The 20,790-nt window shown below is 64.2% G+C and carries 17 protein-coding genes and 1 tRNA gene; 12 read left to right on the top strand and 6 right to left on the bottom strand.

The genetic code is table 11. The features are described from left to right. Positions 1-130: 130 nt before the first annotated feature. The 3 genes from FJ979_RS06575 to FJ979_RS06585 form a co-directional block, all read right to left on the bottom strand. Positions 131-400 carry a hypothetical protein gene (locus tag FJ979_RS06575; protein WP_140580287.1) on the bottom strand — a complete coding sequence of 90 codons (270 nt, stop codon included), beginning with the start codon at positions 398-400 and terminating at the stop codon, positions 131-133. 127 nt (positions 401-527) lie between these two features. Further along, a complete protein-coding gene (locus FJ979_RS06580) occupies positions 528-1,232 on the bottom strand; it encodes a DUF1223 domain-containing protein (protein WP_140580289.1) in 705 nt (234 codons plus the stop codon). A gap of 366 nt (positions 1,233-1,598) precedes the next feature. Next, positions 1,599-2,678 (bottom strand): TadE/TadG family type IV pilus assembly protein, encoded by a 1,080-nt coding sequence (locus FJ979_RS06585; protein ID WP_140580290.1) that lies wholly within the window; start codon positions 2,676-2,678, stop codon positions 1,599-1,601. A 210-nt stretch (positions 2,679-2,888) separates the two neighbouring features. On the opposite strand from FJ979_RS06585, the gene lepA reads away from it, so the two are divergent. Next, on the top strand, positions 2,889-4,694 hold the full coding sequence (lepA, locus tag FJ979_RS06590) for a translation elongation factor 4 (RefSeq protein WP_140514160.1): 1,806 nt from the start codon (positions 2,889-2,891) through the stop codon (positions 4,692-4,694). Between the two features lie 74 nt (positions 4,695-4,768). Here the strand turns inward: lepA and FJ979_RS06595 are convergent, their stop codons facing one another. Next, positions 4,769-6,598: an ATP-binding protein gene (locus FJ979_RS06595; RefSeq protein ID WP_140580292.1), complete on the bottom strand. Its 1,830-nt coding sequence runs from the start codon at positions 6,596-6,598 to the stop codon at positions 4,769-4,771. A gap of 761 nt (positions 6,599-7,359) precedes the next feature. Between FJ979_RS06595 and FJ979_RS06600 the strand changes: the two genes are divergently transcribed. Continuing rightward, complete coding sequence (locus FJ979_RS06600; protein ID WP_246679277.1) at positions 7,360-7,551, top strand: hypothetical protein; 192 nt, start codon at positions 7,360-7,362, stop codon at positions 7,549-7,551. A gap of 417 nt (positions 7,552-7,968) precedes the next feature. On the opposite strand, the gene FJ979_RS06605 is transcribed toward FJ979_RS06600, so the two are convergent. Together FJ979_RS06605 and FJ979_RS06610 are read right to left on the bottom strand one after the other, a co-directional pair. After that, positions 7,969-9,609, bottom strand: a complete 1,641-nt coding sequence (locus FJ979_RS06605; RefSeq protein WP_140580294.1) for an ABC transporter substrate-binding protein — start codon at positions 9,607-9,609, stop codon at positions 7,969-7,971. A gap of 244 nt (positions 9,610-9,853) precedes the next feature. Continuing rightward, complete coding sequence (locus FJ979_RS06610) at positions 9,854-10,660, bottom strand: undecaprenyl-diphosphate phosphatase (RefSeq protein ID WP_140580296.1); 807 nt, start codon at positions 10,658-10,660, stop codon at positions 9,854-9,856. Between the two features lie 317 nt (positions 10,661-10,977). On the opposite strand from FJ979_RS06610, the gene FJ979_RS06615 reads away from it, so the two are divergent. The 10 genes from FJ979_RS06615 (at position 10,978) to FJ979_RS06665 (ending at position 20,704) form a co-directional block, all read left to right on the top strand. After that, positions 10,978-11,670, top strand: a complete 693-nt coding sequence (locus FJ979_RS06615; protein ID WP_140491712.1) for a glutathione S-transferase family protein — start codon at positions 10,978-10,980, stop codon at positions 11,668-11,670. Then, positions 11,651-12,805 carry a tRNA epoxyqueuosine(34) reductase QueG gene (queG, locus tag FJ979_RS06620; protein ID WP_140580298.1) on the top strand — a complete coding sequence of 385 codons (1,155 nt, stop codon included), beginning with the start codon at positions 11,651-11,653 and terminating at the stop codon, positions 12,803-12,805. Before FJ979_RS06615 ends, queG begins: the two co-directional genes overlap by 20 nt. Next, positions 12,802-13,704 (top strand): SDR family oxidoreductase, encoded by a 903-nt coding sequence (locus tag FJ979_RS06625; protein WP_140580300.1) that lies wholly within the window; start codon positions 12,802-12,804, stop codon positions 13,702-13,704. The genes queG and FJ979_RS06625 overlap by 4 nt, the downstream gene beginning before the upstream one ends. Positions 13,705-13,850: 146 nt before the next feature. Further along, on the top strand, positions 13,851-14,933 hold the full coding sequence (mepA, locus tag FJ979_RS06630) for a penicillin-insensitive murein endopeptidase (RefSeq protein WP_140580301.1): 1,083 nt from the start codon (positions 13,851-13,853) through the stop codon (positions 14,931-14,933). Positions 14,934-15,000: 67 nt separating this feature from the next. Further along, a complete protein-coding gene (locus tag FJ979_RS06635; RefSeq protein WP_140491703.1) occupies positions 15,001-15,591 on the top strand; it encodes a cation transporter in 591 nt (196 codons plus the stop codon). 133 nt (positions 15,592-15,724) lie between these two features. Beyond that, the gene (locus tag FJ979_RS06640) at positions 15,725-16,750 is read left to right on the top strand and encodes a glucokinase (protein WP_140554690.1); all 1,026 of its coding nucleotides are present in this window, start codon (positions 15,725-15,727) and stop codon (positions 16,748-16,750) included. 108 nt (positions 16,751-16,858) lie between these two features. Next, complete coding sequence (locus FJ979_RS06645; RefSeq protein ID WP_140524356.1) at positions 16,859-18,781, top strand: ABC transporter ATP-binding protein; 1,923 nt, start codon at positions 16,859-16,861, stop codon at positions 18,779-18,781. After that, on the top strand, positions 18,778-19,620 hold the full coding sequence (gene dapB, locus FJ979_RS06650; protein WP_140554689.1) for a 4-hydroxy-tetrahydrodipicolinate reductase: 843 nt from the start codon (positions 18,778-18,780) through the stop codon (positions 19,618-19,620). The genes FJ979_RS06645 and dapB overlap by 4 nt, the downstream gene beginning before the upstream one ends. A gap of 93 nt (positions 19,621-19,713) precedes the next feature. After that, positions 19,714-20,334, top strand: a complete 621-nt coding sequence (locus FJ979_RS06655) for a 2,3-bisphosphoglycerate-dependent phosphoglycerate mutase (RefSeq protein WP_140559122.1) — start codon at positions 19,714-19,716, stop codon at positions 20,332-20,334. A gap of 285 nt (positions 20,335-20,619) precedes the next feature. After that, positions 20,620-20,704: transfer RNA gene (locus FJ979_RS06665), tRNA-Leu, on the top strand. Positions 20,705-20,790: the final 86 nt, after the last annotated feature.

The following is a 20,790-nucleotide window of genomic DNA, read 5'->3' on the forward strand; positions in this document are numbered from 1 at the left end:
TGCACTCCTCATGGCTTGCATAGGGTCCAGTCTATTGAATTAGCGGAGCCGGTGCGATGCGCGAGTTGCGGCGGAGGCTCACATTCTCGTGCGGCCCCAGCGGGTGCGTAACTCTCCGCCGCGGCTTGACCTAGTTGGCAGGCTTCATCGCATCCGTCGCCGGCTTCATCGCGTCAGCCGCCGGCTTCATGGCGTCCGCCGGTTTCATCGCATCGGCGGCGGGCTTCATGGCATTGGTGGCCATCGGGTCGGCCGGCTTCATCGCATCGGTTGCCGGTTTCATCGCGTCGGCGGCGGGTTTCATGGCCTCGTCGGCCCGGGCGATGCCGCCGGCCAGCAATGCCGTCGAGCACAAAGCGAGCGCAAGCGCCGGCAGCGTCAGGCGGGAAAGAACGGTCATGATGGTCTCCTTGGTTGGGTGGCGCGCCCTCGCGGCGGCCGGCTGTTGCGGCGCCGCAGGCGCGGCGTTGCGCAATTTCTGATCGGGCATGGTCTCTCCCCGCAACCGGGAAGTTCCCGGAGGTAAGCTAATCGGCGGCGGCGGCCAGGATCGGCCCGCCGCCGGGCGATTGCACCAGCACTGCGGTGCTGAGGCCATGGGCGGCGGCCGGCACGTCGAGCGTCGTGGCCTCTCCGGTCCAGCTGCCGAGCTTTTTCAGCGCATGCACGACATTGCCGTGCGGCAAGGTGCGGCCGGTGTTCTCGCCGCGCGCCACGGGCACCTCGACGACGCCCCTGGCATAGCGCACCAGCCAGATGTCGGCTTTGCCGCCCGGCACGCTCCCCGCGCCGATGCTGGCCTTGCCGCCATCGAGCGACAGCGACGGCCCCTTGATGCGGCCGCTCGCCGCAATCAGCCGTTCGATCTCGCCGGGCGCGGCGCCGACCGCATCGGCACGGCCGTTGACCACCACCTGCGGCGTGAACGGCCCGTCACGGCCGAGCGGCGGCTCGTAGCTCACCTGGCGCTGCGTGAACTCCTGCCGGCCGAAAATGTCCTTCCAGCCGAGATAGTCCCAGTAGGTGACATTGAAGGACAGCGCCAGCACGCCAGGCTGGTCCTTGACCTTGATCAGATTGGCATTGGCCGGCGGGCAGGACGAGCAGCCCTGGCTGGTGAACAGCTCGACAACGGTAAGCGGCTGCGCCGCGGCCGCGCCGAGCGACGCCGCGAGCGCAAGCGCGCCCAGGCTGGACACTGCGAGGAACCTGCTGCGTTTGGCTTGCGACATGGGATTGCTCCGTGGGCGACGGCGCCGCTGATGTCCCCACTTCGCCGCCAATTATCGCTTCGTTACAGCGCTCACCGGTTTGTGATGAAGGTTGGTCGGGCTCCAAGAGGGCGGAGATTGGCAAAGGCCGTCGCGACAGCCGATCTCCCCCCTCGTGGGGGAGATGTCCGGCAGGACAGAGGGGGGCGCCGTAGAGCCCCTACCTGGATGCGGTTCGACAGCCGTTGTCGCGACGGCAGAGAGTAGGCGGCAGATCGGGAAAGTGGAGGACGAGTTCCGTGGACCCAGGCAAGGCCGGCGGGGCAGCGCCCCCCTCTGGCCTGCCGGCCATCTCCCCCACGAGGGGGGAGATCGGCAGCTTCGCCTCTATTGCGTCAGCACCGTTTGCGAGGGGCGCTGGTTGAAGTCGCACTTGCCCATCACGGTGTAGAAGAAGTCGGCGTTGACGACAGGCGCCGGCACGGCCGAGCCGCCGTCTTCCCAGGCCTGGTAGCCCGTCTGGCCGCACGGCACGGCGGTGAAGATATCGACGGTCTGGCCCGTGGCGATTTCGGGCATGTCGGTCGGGCTGGTGCCGATATAGAGCCGGTTCGAGGTGTTCGGGTCGTTCGACCTGAGCGTGGTCGGCTGGGCCGGTTTGGCCGTCGCGGCGGAGGGCACGTCCATCTCCAGATAGAGCTGGTCCATCTGGCTGACGTCGATGACCGCGCCGGTGCTGTTGGCCGGCGTGGTGGTGCAGACGGTCTGCCGCATGACGCCGTTGCCGTCGGTGCTGGTGATGGCGCCAGAGGGCGTGTTGTCGAAATTGGCGACCGTCGTGGTGTTGCACACCTGCTGCTGCACCTGGGTAAGCGTGGTGCCGCTGACGGTTGAGACGGTGGTGGTGCCATAGCCCTTGGGATCGCCGCCCTTGTTGTAGACATAGCTGATCTGCATCAGCTTCTGCTTCGTGGTCGAGCCAAATCGCGTGCCGTAGAGATACATCGTCTTGTCCCACCAGCCCGACGCCTTCTCGATCTTGAAGGTGGTCTGCACCAGGGCCGCCGCCTTGTTGACCGCCGAGGTGACGCCGACCGGCACGGTGTCGATCCTGGCGATCTGCATGAAGTCGGTCGGCATGGCGAAGCTCGCGGAGGCCTGCGCCGTGGCGGTGCCGTTGGCCGCGATGGTGAAGCTCACCAGCGTGGCGGTGCCTTGCCCGCCATTGGCGGCAAAGGTGTCCCGGAGCATCTGCTGGCGGGCCGCCAGCGCCGTCGTCTTCGGCAGCGTGGTGATGGCCAGCGTCGCCGCGTCGAGCGCCTGCTGCATGTTGGACCGGGTCTGGACCGCCGACGTATAATCGACCGAGAAGCCGACGACGGTGACCAGCGGCACCAGGCTGATGAAGAACAGCGGCATCATCGAGCCGCCGCGAGAGCGGGCGAACCTTCCTGCAAGCCCCGGCATTTTTTCTTACCCCAAAAAACGGTTACCTGCGGGGGAACTAACATGCGCCGGCAAACCGGGGTCTAAGAGGATCGTTCAAAGTTTAAGCATCCGGCCGTGCCCGCCGGCCGTTTCGGGCTTTTCCGCCCGGCTCACCGCTTTGTGATGACCGGGGGGCGCCTTGCGCCGCAAGCCTTGCCGCAGCAAGCCGCCCCTGCTAAAGCGCGCGGCATGAGCACGCCCCTCGACCACATCAGGAATTTCTCCATCGTCGCCCATATCGACCATGGCAAATCCACCCTTGCCGACCGCCTGATCCAGCTGACCGGCGGCCTGGAGCTGCGCGACATGAAGGAGCAGGTGCTGGACTCGATGGACATCGAGCGCGAGCGCGGCATCACCATCAAGGCGCAGACGGTGCGGTTGAAGTACCGCGCCAACAATGGCGAGGACTATATCCTCAACCTCATCGACACGCCCGGCCATGTCGACTTCGCCTATGAAGTGTCGCGCTCGCTCGCCGCCTGCGAGGGCTCGCTGCTGGTGGTCGACGCCTCTCAGGGCGTCGAGGCGCAGACGCTCGCCAATGTGTACCAGGCGATCGACAACAACCACGAGATCGTCGTGGTGCTGAACAAGGTCGACCTGCCGGCCGCCGAGCCCGAGCGCATCCGCGAGCAGGTCGAGGAGGTGATCGGCATCGACGCTTCCAACGCCGTGCTGATCTCGGCCAAGACCGGCCTTGGCATTCCCGACGTGCTGGAGGCCATCGTCCACCAATTGCCGCCGCCGCGCGAGGGCGACGCGACCGCGCCCTTGAAGGCGATGCTGGTCGACAGCTGGTACGACGCCTATCTCGGCGTCATCGTTTTGGTGCGCGTCATCGACGGCGTCTTGAAGAAGGGCCAGACCATCCGCATGATGGGCACCGGCGCCAAATATCTGGTCGAACGGACCGGCGTGTTCACGCCCGCCCGCATCAATGTCGAGGAGCTCGGCCCCGGCGAGTTCGGCTTCTTCACCGGCTCGATCAAGGAAGTGGCCGACACGCGCGTCGGCGACACCATCACCGAGGACAAGCGCCAGACCGCGCACGCTTTGCCCGGCTTCAAGCCGGCGCAGCCGGTGGTGTTCTGCGGCCTGTTCCCGGTCGACGCCGCCGATTTCGAGGATCTGCGCGCCGCCGTCGGCAAATTGCGCCTCAACGACGCCTCCTTCTCCTATGAAATGGAAACCAGTGCCGCGCTCGGCTTCGGCTATCGCTGCGGCTTCCTCGGCTTGCTGCATCTGGAAATCATCCAGGAGCGGCTGGAGCGCGAGTTCAACCTCGACCTGATCGCCACCGCGCCATCGGTCGTCTACCGGCTGCTGCTCAATGACGGCTCGGTGAAGGAACTGCACAACCCGGCCGACATGCCCGACGTGGTCAAGATCTCGGCCATCGAGGAGCCGTGGATCCGCGCCACCATCCTGACCCCCGACGACTATCTCGGCGGCATTCTGAAGCTCTGCCAGGACCGGCGCGGCATCCAGGCCGACCTCTCCTATGTCGGCAAGCGCGCCATGCTGACCTACGACCTGCCGCTCAACGAAGTGGTCTTCGATTTCTACGACCGCCTGAAGTCGATCTCCAAGGGCTATGCCTCGTTCGACTATCACCTCACCGACTATCGCGAGGGCGACCTAGTGAAGATGTCGATCCTGGTCAACGAGGAGCCGGTCGACGCGCTCTCCATGCTGGTCCACCGCACGGCGGCGGAAAAGCGCGGCCGCCAGATGTGCGAGAAGCTGAAGGAGCTGATCCCGCACCATCTGTTCAAGATCCCGATCCAGGCGGCGATAGGCGGCAAGGTCATCGCCCGCGAAACCATCTCGGCCCTGCGCAAGGACGTGACCGCGAAGTGCTATGGCGGCGACGTGAGCCGCAAGCGCAAGCTGCTGGACAAGCAGAAAGAGGGCAAGAAGCGGATGCGGCAGTTCGGCAAGGTGGATATTCCGCAGGAGGCGTTTATCCAGGCGCTGAAGATGGGGGATTGAAGGGGGCGGTTGACGGGCACAGTGAGCTGCATAGTGGAGAGAAGGCACGCTCTGCGCGACGCGTCGATATCGAACTACTCCTCAGCGAAATATCGATTTACTTCTGTAAGCATCTCACAGAATTCCACATCGAGCTCCGACGCGTGGAATTCATCCAAAACCTGGAACAACGAGATAGATACCCCGAAGGCCTCTTCGAGCGCTCGATTTAAAGCGGAAAAGAACTCCTTTCCCGAAATCCGATAGCCGAACCCGCGGGTCGTCCAATCTTTATCAAATTCGCTCTTAGCCAACTTTAGAATAGTTTGAGTGTCTCTCCCATCTCGCTTGAGCTGGTAGTATTTGCTCGTGGAAGACTGCACGTTTATAAGGCAGTCTTCTCGAGACTCGGAAGAGATGGCGGACAGCAGATCATTCAGCCAATCGTCTTCAATAACTTTATTCTTCTTTTTGGCAGCTTTTTGCACAGCCCTGCAGACCGCATCGCGGGCGATGACATAGTTCTCGATCTCTTTGCGCCGGAGGACGTGGCAAAAGACCCCCGACTTTCGCAGCTTCTGCTCGTGGCCTTCAATTTCCTCTAAGCATCGATAATCCCTGTCAAAGATCGCGGCAATCTTTGGCTGAATTCCAAACAACTCCTGAAACGCCCAAGGCAAATTTCCAACCCGAGGCCATTGCTCATACCCACCGATCTTGAGCAGCATCGTATCAGGGTCGCTGAATACCCCGTCGGAAATCAGCATCTGCTCGAACCTGCGATAGATGGAGCGATCATTTCCCTCGAATGCTATTATTCTTTTGGCTCTGGAAAGACGGGCAAAGTCAGCGTTTTCAGACGAACCCAATAGCGCATGCGCGCTCCGGTAGCCCTCTTCAGTCGTGATTCGTTTTCCGGTCTGAAACTCTGTCCTTACCAGAACGACGTCGCCCGAATTTGCTTCATTCATGATCTCCGCAGAGTGCGTGGCAAGAAATATTTGCGAAAATCTTTTCTTAGCAATACTGTATAGTTTTCTCTGAAGGTCAGCATGAAGATAAACGTCTGGTTCGTCCAAAACGAGGATGTCTCCCCCCGACCCTCGAAGAAAATGGGTCATGATTTGCATCCACGCCTGAAATCCAAAACCAGACAAATATATTTCTCGCGGATACTCGTTTTCGATGTAGATCATCTCCAGCGTTGAGGGCACCCCGACAACTACCTTTGGCTTTTGAACCTCAATACCCTTCCAATTTCCTTCGACCAGCATCGAGAAGTCCTGAAATTCACTGTGGCTCTTCTGTCGCCAAATGTTTCTAAAATTCCTTGCGGCAAGTCTAGTATGCTCGACGCTCTTAACGTAGTCGAGGCCGTTTGGTTTCTCCGTCTCTTCAAACTGGCCTAACGTTGGAACAACAATTATAGCTTCCGGGAAGCACTCTTTAAAATAGGCCTTCGTGCTTTTGGCCCTCTTATCCGATTGAATAAAAACTATTGGCTGGCGATCGACATTCAGTACAAGATGAAGTGCCGAACCATTGTCATGGTATATCGAAACTTTAACATCGCTCTCGGAATCGTTCGTCGGTATGTTCGCTATCGGGAGGCAAAAATTCTTGTTGGTCATTTCGTACGTTGCGCAGACGCCGTACGGAGCTTGTGTCTTCAAAACCGGGAGTCTGTATTCTGCATAACGTGCGACGTCTGCGAACAACCGAAGCGCGTCGAGGACAGAGGATTTGCCAGCATTGTTGGGACCTACAAAGATATTTCTTTCTTTGCAGACAACACGAAATTTGGAGTGCTTCCTAAAATTTTCAAACTCGATTCGCCTTAGAATGTATGCCTCCCCCTCGATTACGGCCGAGAGTCGGATGTTTACACGATTCTGCGAGAGTCGTAACGGTGCACCACCGTGCATTCCCTGCCGGCAACGCGCAGGCTTCCCGGTCCAGCGCTACTTGTCTCCATCGATGTCTCCCTCGTCCCAATCGATGACACCCTCTCGGATCAGCATCTTAATCTGATCCCAGATTAGTACTCGAGCTACCTCACTCGCGGTCTTGCCATGTACGCCCGTCTTTGTAAGCCTCTTCAGATACTTGATCGTCTCTGGAGGCAGACTCGGATTGAGCGGTGACGCCTTTTGTTGCCCCTTCGCCATAACTAATTAGTAGCGGATTAGTTATTGACGGTCGAATCCGACCGTGACACGAATTGGACTCGACACCGCTTTTGATTCGTGGTGCGCTAAAAAATGAGCGGACGGTCTCTTATGAAACCGCCCGCCCCGTCTCACTTCGATACCTTAGTAGGTCGTCACGTTGCACCGTGGCGGCCTACGAAAATGGCAGACAACCATCTCCCATCTTCCGTATCTGAGACGAAGGTATTCCCGCACAAAGACGGTTTTAGCTTCGTCCCACACAAATCGCATCTGCATCGCAATCACCTCCTTCCTCGGAGCAGTCGCCCCGGGCTTAAAGGGCGATGTGCGAGAAGGTGGCGATCCGAATCGAACTCGAATCGTGCGTTTCCAATATGGCTGATTCAATTGTTGGCCACCAGCCCTAGCTAATTTGACACTCGCACCGTTTTTAAGTGGGGCGGTCATCAGGCGCTGGCGTTCCAGACAAGGAGCCCACACTTGCGTATCCTTTTTTCGGCTTGAGGAGAAATCACATGCGCTCCACTTCGGACACCAGCGCAGCGATCGGCCTCGCCGGCACCTTCGTCGCCAGTGCCCCGCTGCGCGGGAGGCTGGAGGCCAACGTGCCCTGCTATCTCGGCGCCATCCTGCTCTGGGCGGCGGCGCTCGTCATGGTCAGCAAGCCCAGCAGTTTTGCGCTCTGGATGCGGCTCATAAGCGCTTAGGCGCGCTTCAATTTCAGGCGCTGGCGCCGCCCCTCATCTGGCTGCCGCCATCTTCTCCCCGTGAACGGGGCGAAGGACGCTGTTGTCGCCGCTTTCGTCCATCGCCAGCGTTGCAGGGATAAAGCCGGCGTTGCGGCCCGCTTGCCTTCTCCCCTTGTGGGGCCCGAAGGGCGGGCGAGGCCCGTGACTCGCCCAGGGCGGTGGATCGGCGCGCAGCGCCGAGACGGTTGAGGGGTGTTCCAGCGGAGTGAGGCGTTGGGGTTTTCTGGTTTGGTTCGCTGTTGACGTGGCGCCAAGCTGGAGCACCCCTCATCCGACCTCGCTTCGCGAGGCCACCGCCCTGGGGCGAGCCACGGGTCTCGCCCGTCCTTCGGACCCCCGCTTTCGCGGGGCGAGGAAATCAGGTCGGCGCTGGCCTCACCCCTCAATCCAAACCTTCTCGAAATGCTGTTCCAGCGCCTGGTGCTGCTCGCACCCTTCGATGCCCTTGCGATAGGTCCGGTAGACCGAGCGCCAGTAGGGTTGGATGATGATGCCTGAATCGCGCAGATTCTTCTCGATGCCGGCCATGATCTCCTTGCGCTGGGCGGCGTCGGGGGTGGCGAGCGCCTTGTCGAGCAGTTCGTCGAACTCCTTGTTGGCGTAGGCGCTTTCGTTCCAGGCGGCGCCCGATTTATACGCCAGCGCCAGCACCTGGACGCCGAGCGGGCGGCCGAGCCATTCGGTGCAGGAGAAGGGATATTTGCTCCAGTCGTTCCAGAAGGTGGCGGCGGGCAGCACGGTGCGCTTGATCTTGAGGCCGGCCTCGCGCATCTGCGCCGCTATGGCGTCGCCGGTGCTCTTTTGCCATTCGACGTCGACCGAGATGAGGTCGTATTCATGGTCCGCCTTGCCGGATTCGGCGAGCAGCTTCTTCGAGGCGTCCACGTCGCGCTTGGCCGGGCCGATATCGGCATATTCTGGGTGCATGGGGCCGACATGGTGGTTGTCGGCGGGCTTGCCGCGGCCGCCGAGGCCGAGCGCCAGCACGGCGGAGTTGTCGACGGCGAGCTGGGCGGCGCGGCGCACCTTGACGTCGTCATAGGGCGCGTTGGCGACGTTGAAGCGGGCGACGATGGTGGAGCCGGTGGCGATCTCGGAATTCTTCAGGCCCATCTGCTCGGTCTGCGAGACGGCATCGGAGGCGGTTTCGTGGTCGGTATCGATCTCGCCGGATTCGAACGCCGACAGCATGGCGTTGGGGTCGGAGCCGTAGTCGATCCACTGGATGCCATCCAGGTAGAATTCGCCCTTCCACCAGGGCTTGTCCTTGCGCTTTACCTCGGCTCCCGTCTCGGCGTCCCACTTCACCAGCTCGCAAGGGCCGGTGGTGATCGAAAGTGCCTTCAGCGGGTCGCCATCGCCCTCATAAGAGCGGTGCATGATCAGCGCGGGATAATCGGCCATGCCGGCGATCAGCGAAATGTCCGGCTTGGGCAGGTTGAGCTTGATGGTGAAGTCGTCGACCTTCTCGATGCCGCCATCGACCACCTTCTTGGTGTCGGCATTGACCAGCGCGCCCATGCGCGCGGCGACCGAATTGCCGGCAACGCCGGCCTCGCACCAGCGGGTGAGGTTGTGGACGACATCGTCGGCGTCGAAGGCGTCGCCGTTCGACCAGGAGATGCCCTTGCGCACGTGAAGCGTGAGCGTCTTGGCGTCGTCGCTCATCTCCCATTTTTCGAGCAGCCAGGGCTCGAAGGAGAAATCGGTGTTCCAGCGCACGAGATATTCGTTGCAGTGCCGCGCGACGTTGGACATTTCGACGCCGTCGAAGGTGCGCGGATCCTTGAAACCCTTGACGTTCATGGCGACGCGCAGCACGCCGCCCTTCTTGGGCTCCGCCGCGCGGGCGGGCGTGGGCGCCAGCCCGCCCAGGGCAAAAGCGCCGGCGGCGCTGACGCCGAGCCCGGCCATCAGCGCAAAATATTCGCGCCGGTTGATGGCGCCGCTCCTGAAATCCTCGGCGACGGGTTTGGCTTTCGGGTGCAGTTTCCTGCCGGTCAGCATGAATTTCATCGTCGTTCCCTCTTGTTGGGCGCCCGGCCGACCGCGTGCGCGGGGGCGAATGCGGCTCGCCGGACGCCATTGCCTGAGGGATGATAGAGCGAGCTTACGCAGCGGAGTGTTCTGGAATCCGCAGGACTTGTGCGCTGCTCCGCAGGAGGTTCGCATGAAGGGGGCGCGCGAAGGCCTTCACCTTCGTCATCCACGGGTCTGCGCGGCGTCGCTGCGCTCCTTGCTTCGCCCGTGGATGACGAGATCACCCCCAGATCATCAGCGCGACGAGCCCGACGATGCCGACCACCAGCCGCCACCAGCCGAACAGCGCGTAGCCTTTGCGCGAGACGTAATCGAGCAGCAGGCGCACCACCAGCAGCGCGGTGACGAAGGCGGCGACGAAGCCGACGGCGATGATCGGCAGGTCGGCCGACGTCAGCACGTTGCGGTTCTTGAACAGGTCGAAGGCGAAGGCGCCGACCATGGTCGGGATGGCGAGGAAGAAGGAAAATTCCGCCGCCGCCCGCTTGTCGACGCCAAGCAGCAGCGCGCCGACGATGGTCGATCCCGAGCGCGAGGTGCCGGGGATCAGCGACAGGCACTGGAACAGCCCGATCTGCAAATAGAGCCGCGTCGGGAAGCGTTCGACGTCGCGGTACATCGGCTTCAGCTTCATGCGATCGACGGCGAGCAGCACCACGCCGCCGATGATCAGCATGATGCAGATCAACCGCGGCGATTCGAACAGGATGGTCTTGATGAAATCATGCGCCAGCGCGCCGATGACGGCCGCCGGCAGGAAGGCGATGAGGATGCCGATGACGAAATGCCGCGTCAGCCGGTCATGCGGCAGGTCGAGCAGCATCTGCCACAACCGCCGGAAATAGACGCTCAGAATGGCCAGGATGGCGCCGAGCTGGATCAGGATCTCGAAGGCCTTGCCCGTCGAGTGGAAGCCGAGAAAGTGGCCGGCGAGCAGGATATGCCCGGTCGAGGACACCGGAATGAACTCGGTCAGTCCCTCCAGCAGACCGAGCAGCAGGGCTTCGACGATTGTCTGGCTTTCCATTGGCTACCTCGGCATTCGCTGGATGGGCTGACAGGGCTTGCTTGTCATGGCGCCGAACTCCCCCTATAGGTCGCAACACCCTGACGGCCCGCTTACCGGGCGGCCAAGACTTACCGGTGCGCCCGGCGATTCGCCAGTGTGGCAATCCGGAATTCGCCACACCCGGGAGGAGCGCGATGCGCGAATTCCGGATTCTGAGCCACACTGCCAACTTTAGTTCTGGTGTGGTTTGGATTTGAAGTTCCTGAGCGCGGATGCCGTTGAGGGGACAGGAACTTCAAATCCAAACCACCAGTGCGCTTTATCATCGCGGAACCATGCTGACGCTTTTCCATCATCCCATGTTCGCCTCCTGCCGGTTCGTGCGCCTCGCTTTCGGCGAGTATGGCGAGGAGTTGGCGCTGATCGAGGAGAAGCCGTGGACGCGGCGCAAGGAGTTCTTGGCGCTGAACCCGGCCGGCACGCTGCCGATCCTTTTGGCCGAGGGCGATGTGCCGATCGTCGGCGCCACGGTCATCTCTGAATATCTCGACGAGACGCGCGGCGTCCTGAAGCGCGACAAGCGCCTGTTCGCCGAGGACCCGATGCAGCGCGCCGAGATCCGCCGGCTGACCGACTGGTATCTCCACAAGGCCGAGAGCGAGGTCACCCGGCATCTGGTGCGCGAGCGCGTGCTGAAGCCGGTCATGCCGGAAACCGCCGGCGGCGGCTCGCCCGATTCGGCCGCCATCCGCGCGGCGCGGGCCAACATCCGCCAGCACATGAAATACACCAACTGGCTGGCCGGCACCCGCCACTGGCTGGCCGGCTCGAGGGTCACCTATGCCGACCTCGCCGCCGCCGCCACCCTTTCGGTGCTCGACTATCTCGGCGAGATCGACTGGCGCGAGCACACCGCCGCGCGCGAATGGTACACGCGGGTGAAGTCGCGGCCTTCGTTCCGGCCGCTGTTGACCGACCGCGTGCGCGGCCTGTCGCCGGTGTCGCATTATGCGGACCTCGACTTCTGACGCCGCAAAACTGCGCGCGCTGATCGACGCGCAGGCGCGGCGCGCCGGTTTCGAGGCGGTCGCCGTCACCACCCCCGATGCGATCCCGCTGGCGCCGGCCCGGCTCGCCGCCTTTGTCGCGGACGGGTTCCATGGCTCCATGGGCTGGATCGCCGAGACGCTGCAACGCCGCAGCGAGCCGTCAAGCCTGTGGCCGCAGGTGCGTTCGATCGTCGTGCTGGCGATGAACTACGGGCCGGACCACGATCCGCGTGACCTGTTGGCCAGGCGCGACCGGGGCGCGATCTCGGTCTATGCGCAAAACCGCGACTATCACGATGTGATGAAGGGCCGGCTGAAGGAAATCGCCGGCAAGATCGTGGCGCGGGCGGGAGGCGACGTCAAAGTCTTCGTCGATACCGCGCCCGTCATGGAAAAGCCGCTGGCCGAGGCCGCCGGGCTCGGCTGGCAAGGCAAGCACACCAACCTGGTCAGCCGGCAGCACGGTTCCTGGCTGTTCCTCGGCACCATTTTCACAACCGCCGAACTGGTCCCCGACATGCCGGAGGAGGACCATTGCGGCTCCTGCCGCGCCTGCCTCGACGCCTGCCCGACCGATGCCTTCCCGGCGCCCTATCGGCTCGATGCGCGGCGCTGCATCTCCTATCTCACCATCGAGAACAAGGAGCCGATCCCGCATGAATTCCGCGAGGCGATCGGCAACCGCATCTATGGCTGCGACGACTGTCTCGCCGCCTGCCCATGGAACAAGTTCGCCAAGGTGGCGTCCGAGGCCAAGCTCGCCGCGCGCGACGATCTACGCGAGCCGGCGCTGGCCGATCTCCTGCGGCTGGACGACACGGCGTTTCGCGCCTTCTTTTCCGGTTCGCCGGTCAAGCGCATCGGCCGCGACCGCTTTGTCCGCAACGTGCTGATCGCCGCCGGCAATTCCCGCGATGCCGGGCTTGCCGGCGCCGTGCGCGCCTTGCTCGCCGACGCCTCGCCGCTGGTGCGGGGCGCGGCAATATGGGCGCTGGCGCGGCTGGTGCCGGAGGCCGAATATTGCGAACGCGCCGCAGCCGGCCTGAAAACCGAGAGCGACGCGGCCGTGCGCGAGGAATGGGCGCGGCCGGTTCCAGCCAGGGCGCCTGCATGAGCGAAAAGCGGATATTCATCTTCGGCGCCGGCTATTCGGGCAAGGCTTTTGCGCGCGCCAACCGGGAGCCTGCCAGGACGGTCGGCGGCACGACGCGCTCCGCGGAAAAATTCGAGGCGCTCCGCCAGGCCGGCATCGCGCCGCTGCTGTTCGATGGCGCGCTGACCGGCGAAATCGGCGATGCGCTCGCAACAACAACCCATCTGGTGATCTCGATCGCGCCCGAGGAGGCCGGCGATCCCGTGCTGAATGCCGCCCGCGAGGCGATCGTGCGGATGCCCGCGCTCGAATGGGTCGGCTATCTCTCCACCGTCGGTGTCTATGGCGACCATGGCGGCGCCTGGGTCGACGAGACGGCGCAATGCCGGCCGGTGTCGAAACGCTCGGCGATGCGCGTGGCGGCCGAGCAGGACTGGCTGCGGCTTGGCCGCGAGATCGGCCGGCCGGTGGCGGTGCTGCGGCTCTCCGGCATCTACGGTCCCGGCCGCAACGCCTTGGTCAATCTGGAAAACGCCACCGCGCGGCGGCTGGTCAAGCCCGGCCAGGTGTTCAACCGCATCCATTGCGACGATATAGCTGGCGCGCTGTGGCATCTCATCGGGGATGATGCAGGCGGCATCTTCAACGTCACCGACGATGAGCCCGCGCCGCCGCAGGACGTCGTGGCCTATGCCGCCGCGCTGATGGGCATCACACCGCCGCCCGAAATTCCCTTCGAGGCCGCCCAACTTTCGCCCATGGCGCGGTCCTTCTATGGCGAGAACAAGCGCGTCGCCAACGCGGCGCTCAAGGCGACGGGCTACCGGTTCCGCTTCCCGGATTACCGCGCCGCCTTCGACCATATGTGGGCAAGCGGCGACTGGCGCGACGGCGCGCCGCGCAGCCCGATGAAGCGCTGACGCATTCGTGACACGGTTTCGGGCCGGAATGCGTCGGAAAAGAAAACAGGGCGGTTGACCGGTTTGTGAAAAACGGAACCGCTCCGGCGATCGAAGCAACGTCCATTGCGTGCTATGATTCGGGCTTGGGTTTGCGGCGGGGGTTCATGGAGACAGCGATGCGGCTCGGCAACCGTTCACAGCTGGCGGCTTTTGGCCTGCTCGCCCTCACAAGTCTCGCCGTGCGGCCGGCAATGGCCGAGGAACGGGCAAAGGACCTCTTCGGCGCCGAGAAACTGCCGGCTGCGACCGCCCCGCAATCCTTCGGCTTCTACTCCAAGGGCTGCTTTGCCGGCGGCGTCGCCATCCCCATGGACGGCCCCACCTGGCAGGTGATGCGGCCGTCGCGCAATCGCCGCTGGGGCCATCCGGCGATGATCGCGCTGGTCGAGAAACTGTCGCGCGATGCCGTCGCCGACGGCTGGCCGGGCCTTTTGATCGGCGACATCGCGCAGCCGCGCGGCGGCCCGATGCTGACGGGCCATGCCTCGCACCAGATCGGGCTCGATGCCGACATCTGGCTGACGCCGATGCCCCGCCGTCCGCTGTCGATGGCGCGGCGCGAGACGATGAGCGCCACCTTGATGGTCGACGAAAAGACGCATCTGGTGAAGGACGCGCTGTGGACCCCAGCGCATACGCGGCTTTTGAAGCGCGCGGCGAGCTATCCCGAGGTCGAGCGCATCCTGGTCAATCCCGGCATCAAGAAGAAGCTCTGCGACACCGTCAGGGGCGATCGCTCCTGGCTGCGCAAGATCAGGCCGTTCTGGGGCCACGACTATCATTTCCACATGCGCATCGGCTGCCAGCCGGGCTCGCCCAACTGCAAGGCGCAGGAAGCGACCCCGGCCGACGACGGCTGCGGCAAGCCGCTGGCCTGGTGGTTCACGCAGGAACCGTGGCGGCCCAACAAGAACCCGGATGCGCCCAAGGCGCGCGACCTGATGACCATGGCGAACCTGCCGAGAGAATGCCGCGCCGTGCTCGACGCGCCCGGGCCGGCTTCGGTCGAGGCCGCCACCTATCACGGCGGCGCCGTACCGGTCGCGGTCGCCGCGCCCGAACCCGAGGCGCCGTCGCTGCCCGCCACCGCGGCCAGCGGCACGGCCGGCCTGCCAGGCATGGTGAACGCCTTCACCGCGACGCCCGAGATCGGCGTGCCGGTGCCGCGGCCACGGCCGGGAAACTGACCGCGTCAGTTGACGCCCCGGCGCTTCGCCGCCGTTCATTCGTTCCCCGCGAGCAGGAGGGCCGGCATTGCAAACGCAGGATATAGGCCTTCGCCGCGTCGTCCGGTGGGTGGCCCTTCTGAACCTGGGCTACTTCATCGTCGAGTTCGCCGTGGCATCTGCGATCGGCTCCGTGTCGCTGTTCGCGGACAGCGTCGATTTCCTGGAAGATGCCTCGCTCAATTTGCTTATTCTCGTTGCCCTGGGCTGGGGCGCCCGCAGTCGCGCAAGGGTCGGCATGGCTCTGGCGGCGATTCTTCTGGTGCCCGCGTTGGCAACGCTCTGGACGGCTTGGGCCAAGTTCAACCTGCCGGTCGCGCCGTCGCCGCTGCCGCTGTCTCTTGCGGGCGCCGGGGCTTTGGCCGTGAATCTGTCTTGCGCGTTCATGCTGGCGCGCTTCCGCCATCACGGCGGCAGCCTGACAAAGGCCGCGTTCCTCTCCGCGCGGAACGACGCCTTTGCCAACGTCGCCATAATCGCCGCGGGCCTTCTCACCGCGGTGATCTGGCATTCCGCGTGGCCCGACCTGATTGTCGGCCTGGGAATTGCCGCCATGAACGCCGATGCGGCCCGCGAGGTCTGGTCCGCTGCCCGCGAGGAGCACAAGGCGGCAGCCTAGTCGCGGCCGTTCGACTTCATAAATCGGTCGTGCGCACCATCGGTTTCGAAAACCGTTTCCCTTTTCAAACTCATGCGCTAGTCAACGGGAGAACGGCAATGAGCCGTCGGGCGCCGGGGACGGACGAGAAAGCATGCCAAACACAGGCGACGACGACACGGCGCTGCGGTTCCCGATCCTGATCGGCGACATCGGCGGCACCAATGCGCGCTTCTCGGTCGTGCTCGACGCCAATTCGGAAGCCGGCGAGCCGGCGATCGTCCAGACCGCCAGCTACAACACAATCGACGAGGCGATCCAAGCGGCGGTGCTCGACCGCTCCTCGGTCCGCCCCAATTCGGCGGTGCTGGCGGTGGCCGGCCCGGTCGATGGCGACGAGATCGAGCTCACCAATTGCCCGTGGATCGTCAAGCCCCGGCAGATGTTCGCCAGCCTCGGCCTCAGCGACATCGTCGTGCTCAACGATTTCGAGGCGCAGGCGCTGGCCGTCGTGGCGCTCGGCGAAGAGCACATGGAAAAGATCGGCGGCGGCGCGCCGGAGCCCAATGCCGGCCGCGTGGTGCTCGGTCCCGGAACCGGGCTCGGCGTCGCCGGGCTGGTGCACGCGCTGCGCCACTGGATCCCGGTGCCCGGCGAGGGCGGCCATATGGACATCGGCCCGCGTTCTAGCAGGGATTTCGAGGTTTTCCCGCATATCGAGAAGATCGAGGGCCGCATTTCGGGCGAGCAGATCCTGTGCGGACGCGGTCTGGTCAACGTCTACCGGGCGGTGGCCAAGGCGGACGGCAAGCCGTCGCCCTTCACCACGCCGGCCGAGATAACCGCAGCGGCACTTGCCAGGGCCGATCCGGTTGCGCAGGAAGCGCTGGAGATATTCGTCACCTGCCTTGGGCGCACCGCCGGCGATCTCGCCTTGGTGTTCATGAGCCGCGGCGGTGTGTTTCTCACCGGCGGCATCGCGCAGAAGATCGTGCCGGCGCTGAAACAGGGCAATTTCCGCGCCGCCTTCGAGGACAAGGCCCCGCACAGCGAATTGATGCGCACCATGCCCGTCTATGTCATCACCCATCCGCTGGCGGCCCTTCTGGGCCTCGCCGCCTACGCCAGGAACCCTTCGCTGTTCGGCGTGCAGACCGCGGGCCGCCGCTGGCAGGCCTAGGCTGGGTCGCATGACGGACCAGGCGTCCGTCCGGTCCCCGCGACGAAGTTAATCAGCCGCAGGCATAGGCAAGCCGGCCGCTTGGCGCTAAGAGGGGCGCCAGAAGGGATGCCGTGTGCAGCCCGTCCCACCAAGCGGAAACCACGAAGCGCTCCCGATTTGACACTCCAAGCTCCACATAAGCAGAAAGCCACCCCTGGCGAGGTCTGGGCGGTGCTGCGCCGTATCATCGCCGAGAACGGCCGCGACTATTTGTGGTCCTACATCTTTGCCGGGGCCTGCCTGCTGGCGGTGTCCGCCACGACCGCTTTCACCGCCTGGATCATGAGCCCGGTCGTCAACCAGATCTTCTATGAGCGGCGCGGCGATCTGATCGTGTGGATTTGCGCCGGCGTCATGGGCGCCTTTCTCGTGCGCGGTTTCGCCGGCTACGGCCAGGCGGTGACGCTGGCGACCGTCGGCAACAATCTGGTTGCGCGCTACCAGCGCCGCATCTTCGATCACCTGATGAAGCTCGGCGTCGGTTTCTTCAACGACACGAGATCGGGCCGGCTGGCGGCGCAGGTCAACGAGAACGTCAACGGCATTCGCGACCTGCTGTCGATGACGCTGACGTCGATCGCGCGCGACGGGGTGACGCTGTTCGGGCTGCTCGGCGTCATGATCTACCAGGATCCGGTCCTGTCGCTCAGCTCGCTGGTGATCGGGCCGCCGCTCATCTACACCGTTGTCTACCTGATGCGCCGGGTGCGCCGCATCACCCGCGAATCGGTGCAGATCAACTCCCGGCTGATCGGCGCCATGCAGGAAGCCACGCAAGGCATCGCCATCGTCAAGGCCTTCACCATGGAGGACGAGCTATCGCGACGCATCAGCCAGCTCGCCAACAGCGCCGAGCACCGCGGCAACAAGATCGCCCGGGTTTCGGAACGGCTGTCGCCGATTTCCGACATGCTGGCCGGTCTCGCCGTCACCGGCGTCATCGCCTATTCCGGCTATCGTGCGCTCGTCCTCGGGCAGCCGCCGGGCGCCGTCTTCTCCTTCATCACCGCGCTGATGCTGGCCTACGACCCGGCAAGGCGGCTGGCGCGCATGCAGGTCGGCATGGAGCGCGCTTTGGTCAATGCGCGCATGATCTACGAAATCCTCGATCTCGAGCCGCAGCAGGGCGATGCGCCGGGAGCCGCCGAGGCCAATTTCACCACGGGCGAAGTGCGGTTCAACAATGTGAGCTTCCGCTATGTCGAGGAGGCACCGGTCCTGCAGGACCTCAGTTTCGTCGCCGCCGCCGGCAAGATGACGGCCATCGTCGGCGCCTCCGGCGCCGGCAAGACGACGCTGGTGGCGCTGCTGCAGCGTTTCTACGACGTCGAGTCGGGCACGATCGAGATCGACGGCCAGGACATTTCCAAGATCACCAAGCAATCGCTGCGCAGCTCCATCGCCTATGTTTCGCAGCAGCCCTATCTGTTCGAAGGCACCATCCGCGATAACATCCGCTATGGCCGGCTCTCCGCCACAGATGCCGAGATCGAGCAGGCCGCGCGACTGGCCCAGGCCGACGGCTTCATCCGCCAGCAGCCGCTGGGCTACGACACGCCCGTCGGCGAAAACGGCGCGTCGCTGTCGGGCGGCCAGCGCCAGCGTGTGTCGATCGCCCGCGCCATCGTCCGCCAGGCGCCGATCCTGCTGCTCGACGAGGCGACCTCGGCGCTTGACAATGAGGCGGAAGCCAAGGTCCAGGAAGCGCTGACCCACGTCATGGAGGGGCGCACCACCATCGTCATCGCCCACCGGCTGTCGACGGTGGTCAATGCCGACCACATCATCGTGCTGGAACAGGGCCATCTGGTCGAACAGGGCACCCATGCCTCGCTGATGGCCGACCCGCACAGCGTCTATTCCCGCTTCCACCGGGTGCAGGGCAGGAAGGGCCTGGGGCTTGTCGATGACGGCGCGCCGATCCAAACTCCGGCGCCAGGGCCGACGCAACCTATCGAGACGCAGGGCATCGCCGGGAGCGCGAGATGAGTGAAACGCCGACAGCCGACAGACCCGCGGGCGATATGGGCCTGGTGGTGGTGGGCGCCGCCGGCCGCATGGGCCAGACGCTGATCCGCGCCATCCACACAATGCCGGGCGCACGCGTCGCCGGCGCGATCGAGCGGCAAGGATCGCCCTATCTCGGCAAGGATGCGGGCGAGCTTGCCGGCATCGGCATCATCAATGTGCCGATATCGGACGATCCGCTGCCGGCCTTCGCCGGGGCGGACGGCGTGCTCGATTTCACCGCCCCGGCTGCGACCGTCGAATTCGCCGGCTATGCGGCGCAGGCGCGCATCGTCCATGTCATCGGCACGACCGGCTGCTCGGTCGACGACAATGCCAGGATCGCCGCCGCGGCGCGCCATGCGACGATCGTCAAGTCGGGCAATATGAGCCTCGGCGTCAATCTCCTGGCGGTGCTGGTCGAACAGGCCGCGCGCGCCCTCGACGCCGGGGATTTCGACATCGAGATCCTCGAAATGCATCACAGGCACAAGGTCGACGCGCCGTCCGGCACCGCTCTGCTGCTGGGCGAAGCCGCCGCCGCGGGGCGTGGCGTGCCGCTTGCCGGCAACGATGTGCGCGTCCGCGACGGCCACACCGGCGTGCGCAAGCCGGGCTCGATAGGCTTCGCAACCCTGCGCGGCGGCTCGGTGGTCGGCGACCACAGCGTGATCCTGGCCGGCACCGGCGAACGTATCACGCTGGCCCACCATGCCGAGGACCGCACCATCTTCGCCCGCGGCGCCGTCAAGGCAGCCCTGTGGGCGCATGGCAGGAAGCCCGGCCTTTACTCGATGCGGGACGTGCTCGGGCTTGCCTGAAACGACCCCGGACCATCTTCATCCACATGCAATTCCGGACAGAAAACCGCTTCCCACTTCTGCTGGAATTGCTCAGATCCCAGAGGAGCAAAAATGTCGAGAACCCTCGTGCTCGTGCGCCATGGCCAGAGCGAATGGAATTTGAAGAACCTGTTCACCGGCTGGCGTGACGTCGACCTGACCGAACAGGGCCACGCCGAGGCCAAGGCAGCCGGCCGGAAGCTCAAGGCACGCGGCCTGAAGTTCGACATCGCCTTCACCTCGGCGCTGGTCCGGGCGCAAAAAACCTGCCAGCACATTCTTGACGCCGTCGGCCAGAGCGACCTGGAAACCGTCCGCGACCAGGCGCTGAACGAGCGCGACTATGGCGACCTCTCCGGCCTCAACAAGGACGACGCGCGCAAGAAATGGGGCGAGGAGCAGGTGCATGTCTGGCGCCGCTCCTACGACGTGCCGCCCCCCGGTGGCGAAAGCCTGAAGGACACCGGCGCCCGCGTCTGGCCTTATTACCTGCACGACCTCCAGCCGCATGTGCTGCGCGGCGGCACGGTCCTGGTCGCCGCCCACGGAAATTCGCTGCGCGCGCTGATCATGGCGCTGGACGGCAAGTCGGGCGAGGAGATCGTCAAGCTGGAGCTCGGCACCGGCGTGCCGGTTATCTACACGCTCAACGCCGATTCCACCGTGGCGTCGAAGGAAGTGCTGGAGGGCTGACCGGCAAGCGTCCCGGTCACCAAATTGTCAAAGTCGGCGCCGCCCCTCATTGTCCTGCCGGACATTTCTCCCCGTATAGTGACGGGGAGAAAGGGCTGGCCGCAACGCTGGTGATTGGCGAAACCGTTGATGAAAGCGCCCCTCTCCCCGTCACTATACGGGGAGAGGATGCCGGCAGGCAGGTGAGGGGCGGCGCCAACGCCCGAAACTGAGCCGGCGCGCGGCAGCCCTCGAAAAAAAACCGCGTTGACACGCACCGCTTGCCCGCTTATTGAGCCCGCACCAGCCCAGATGGCGGAATTGGTAGACGCGCACGGTTCAGGTCCGTGTTCCGCAAGGAGTGGAGGTTCGAGTCCTCTTCTGGGCACCAAATTCCCGTTTCGAACCGTTCGACGGTTCAGAGACTCTAAGGAAAAGCCCGGCTCGTCCGGGCTTTTTTCGTACCGCCGATTCGTC

Origin of the sequence: Mesorhizobium sp. B1-1-6, assembly GCF_006443035.1 — a bacterium.
Lineage (GTDB): Bacteria > Pseudomonadota > Alphaproteobacteria > Rhizobiales > Rhizobiaceae > Mesorhizobium.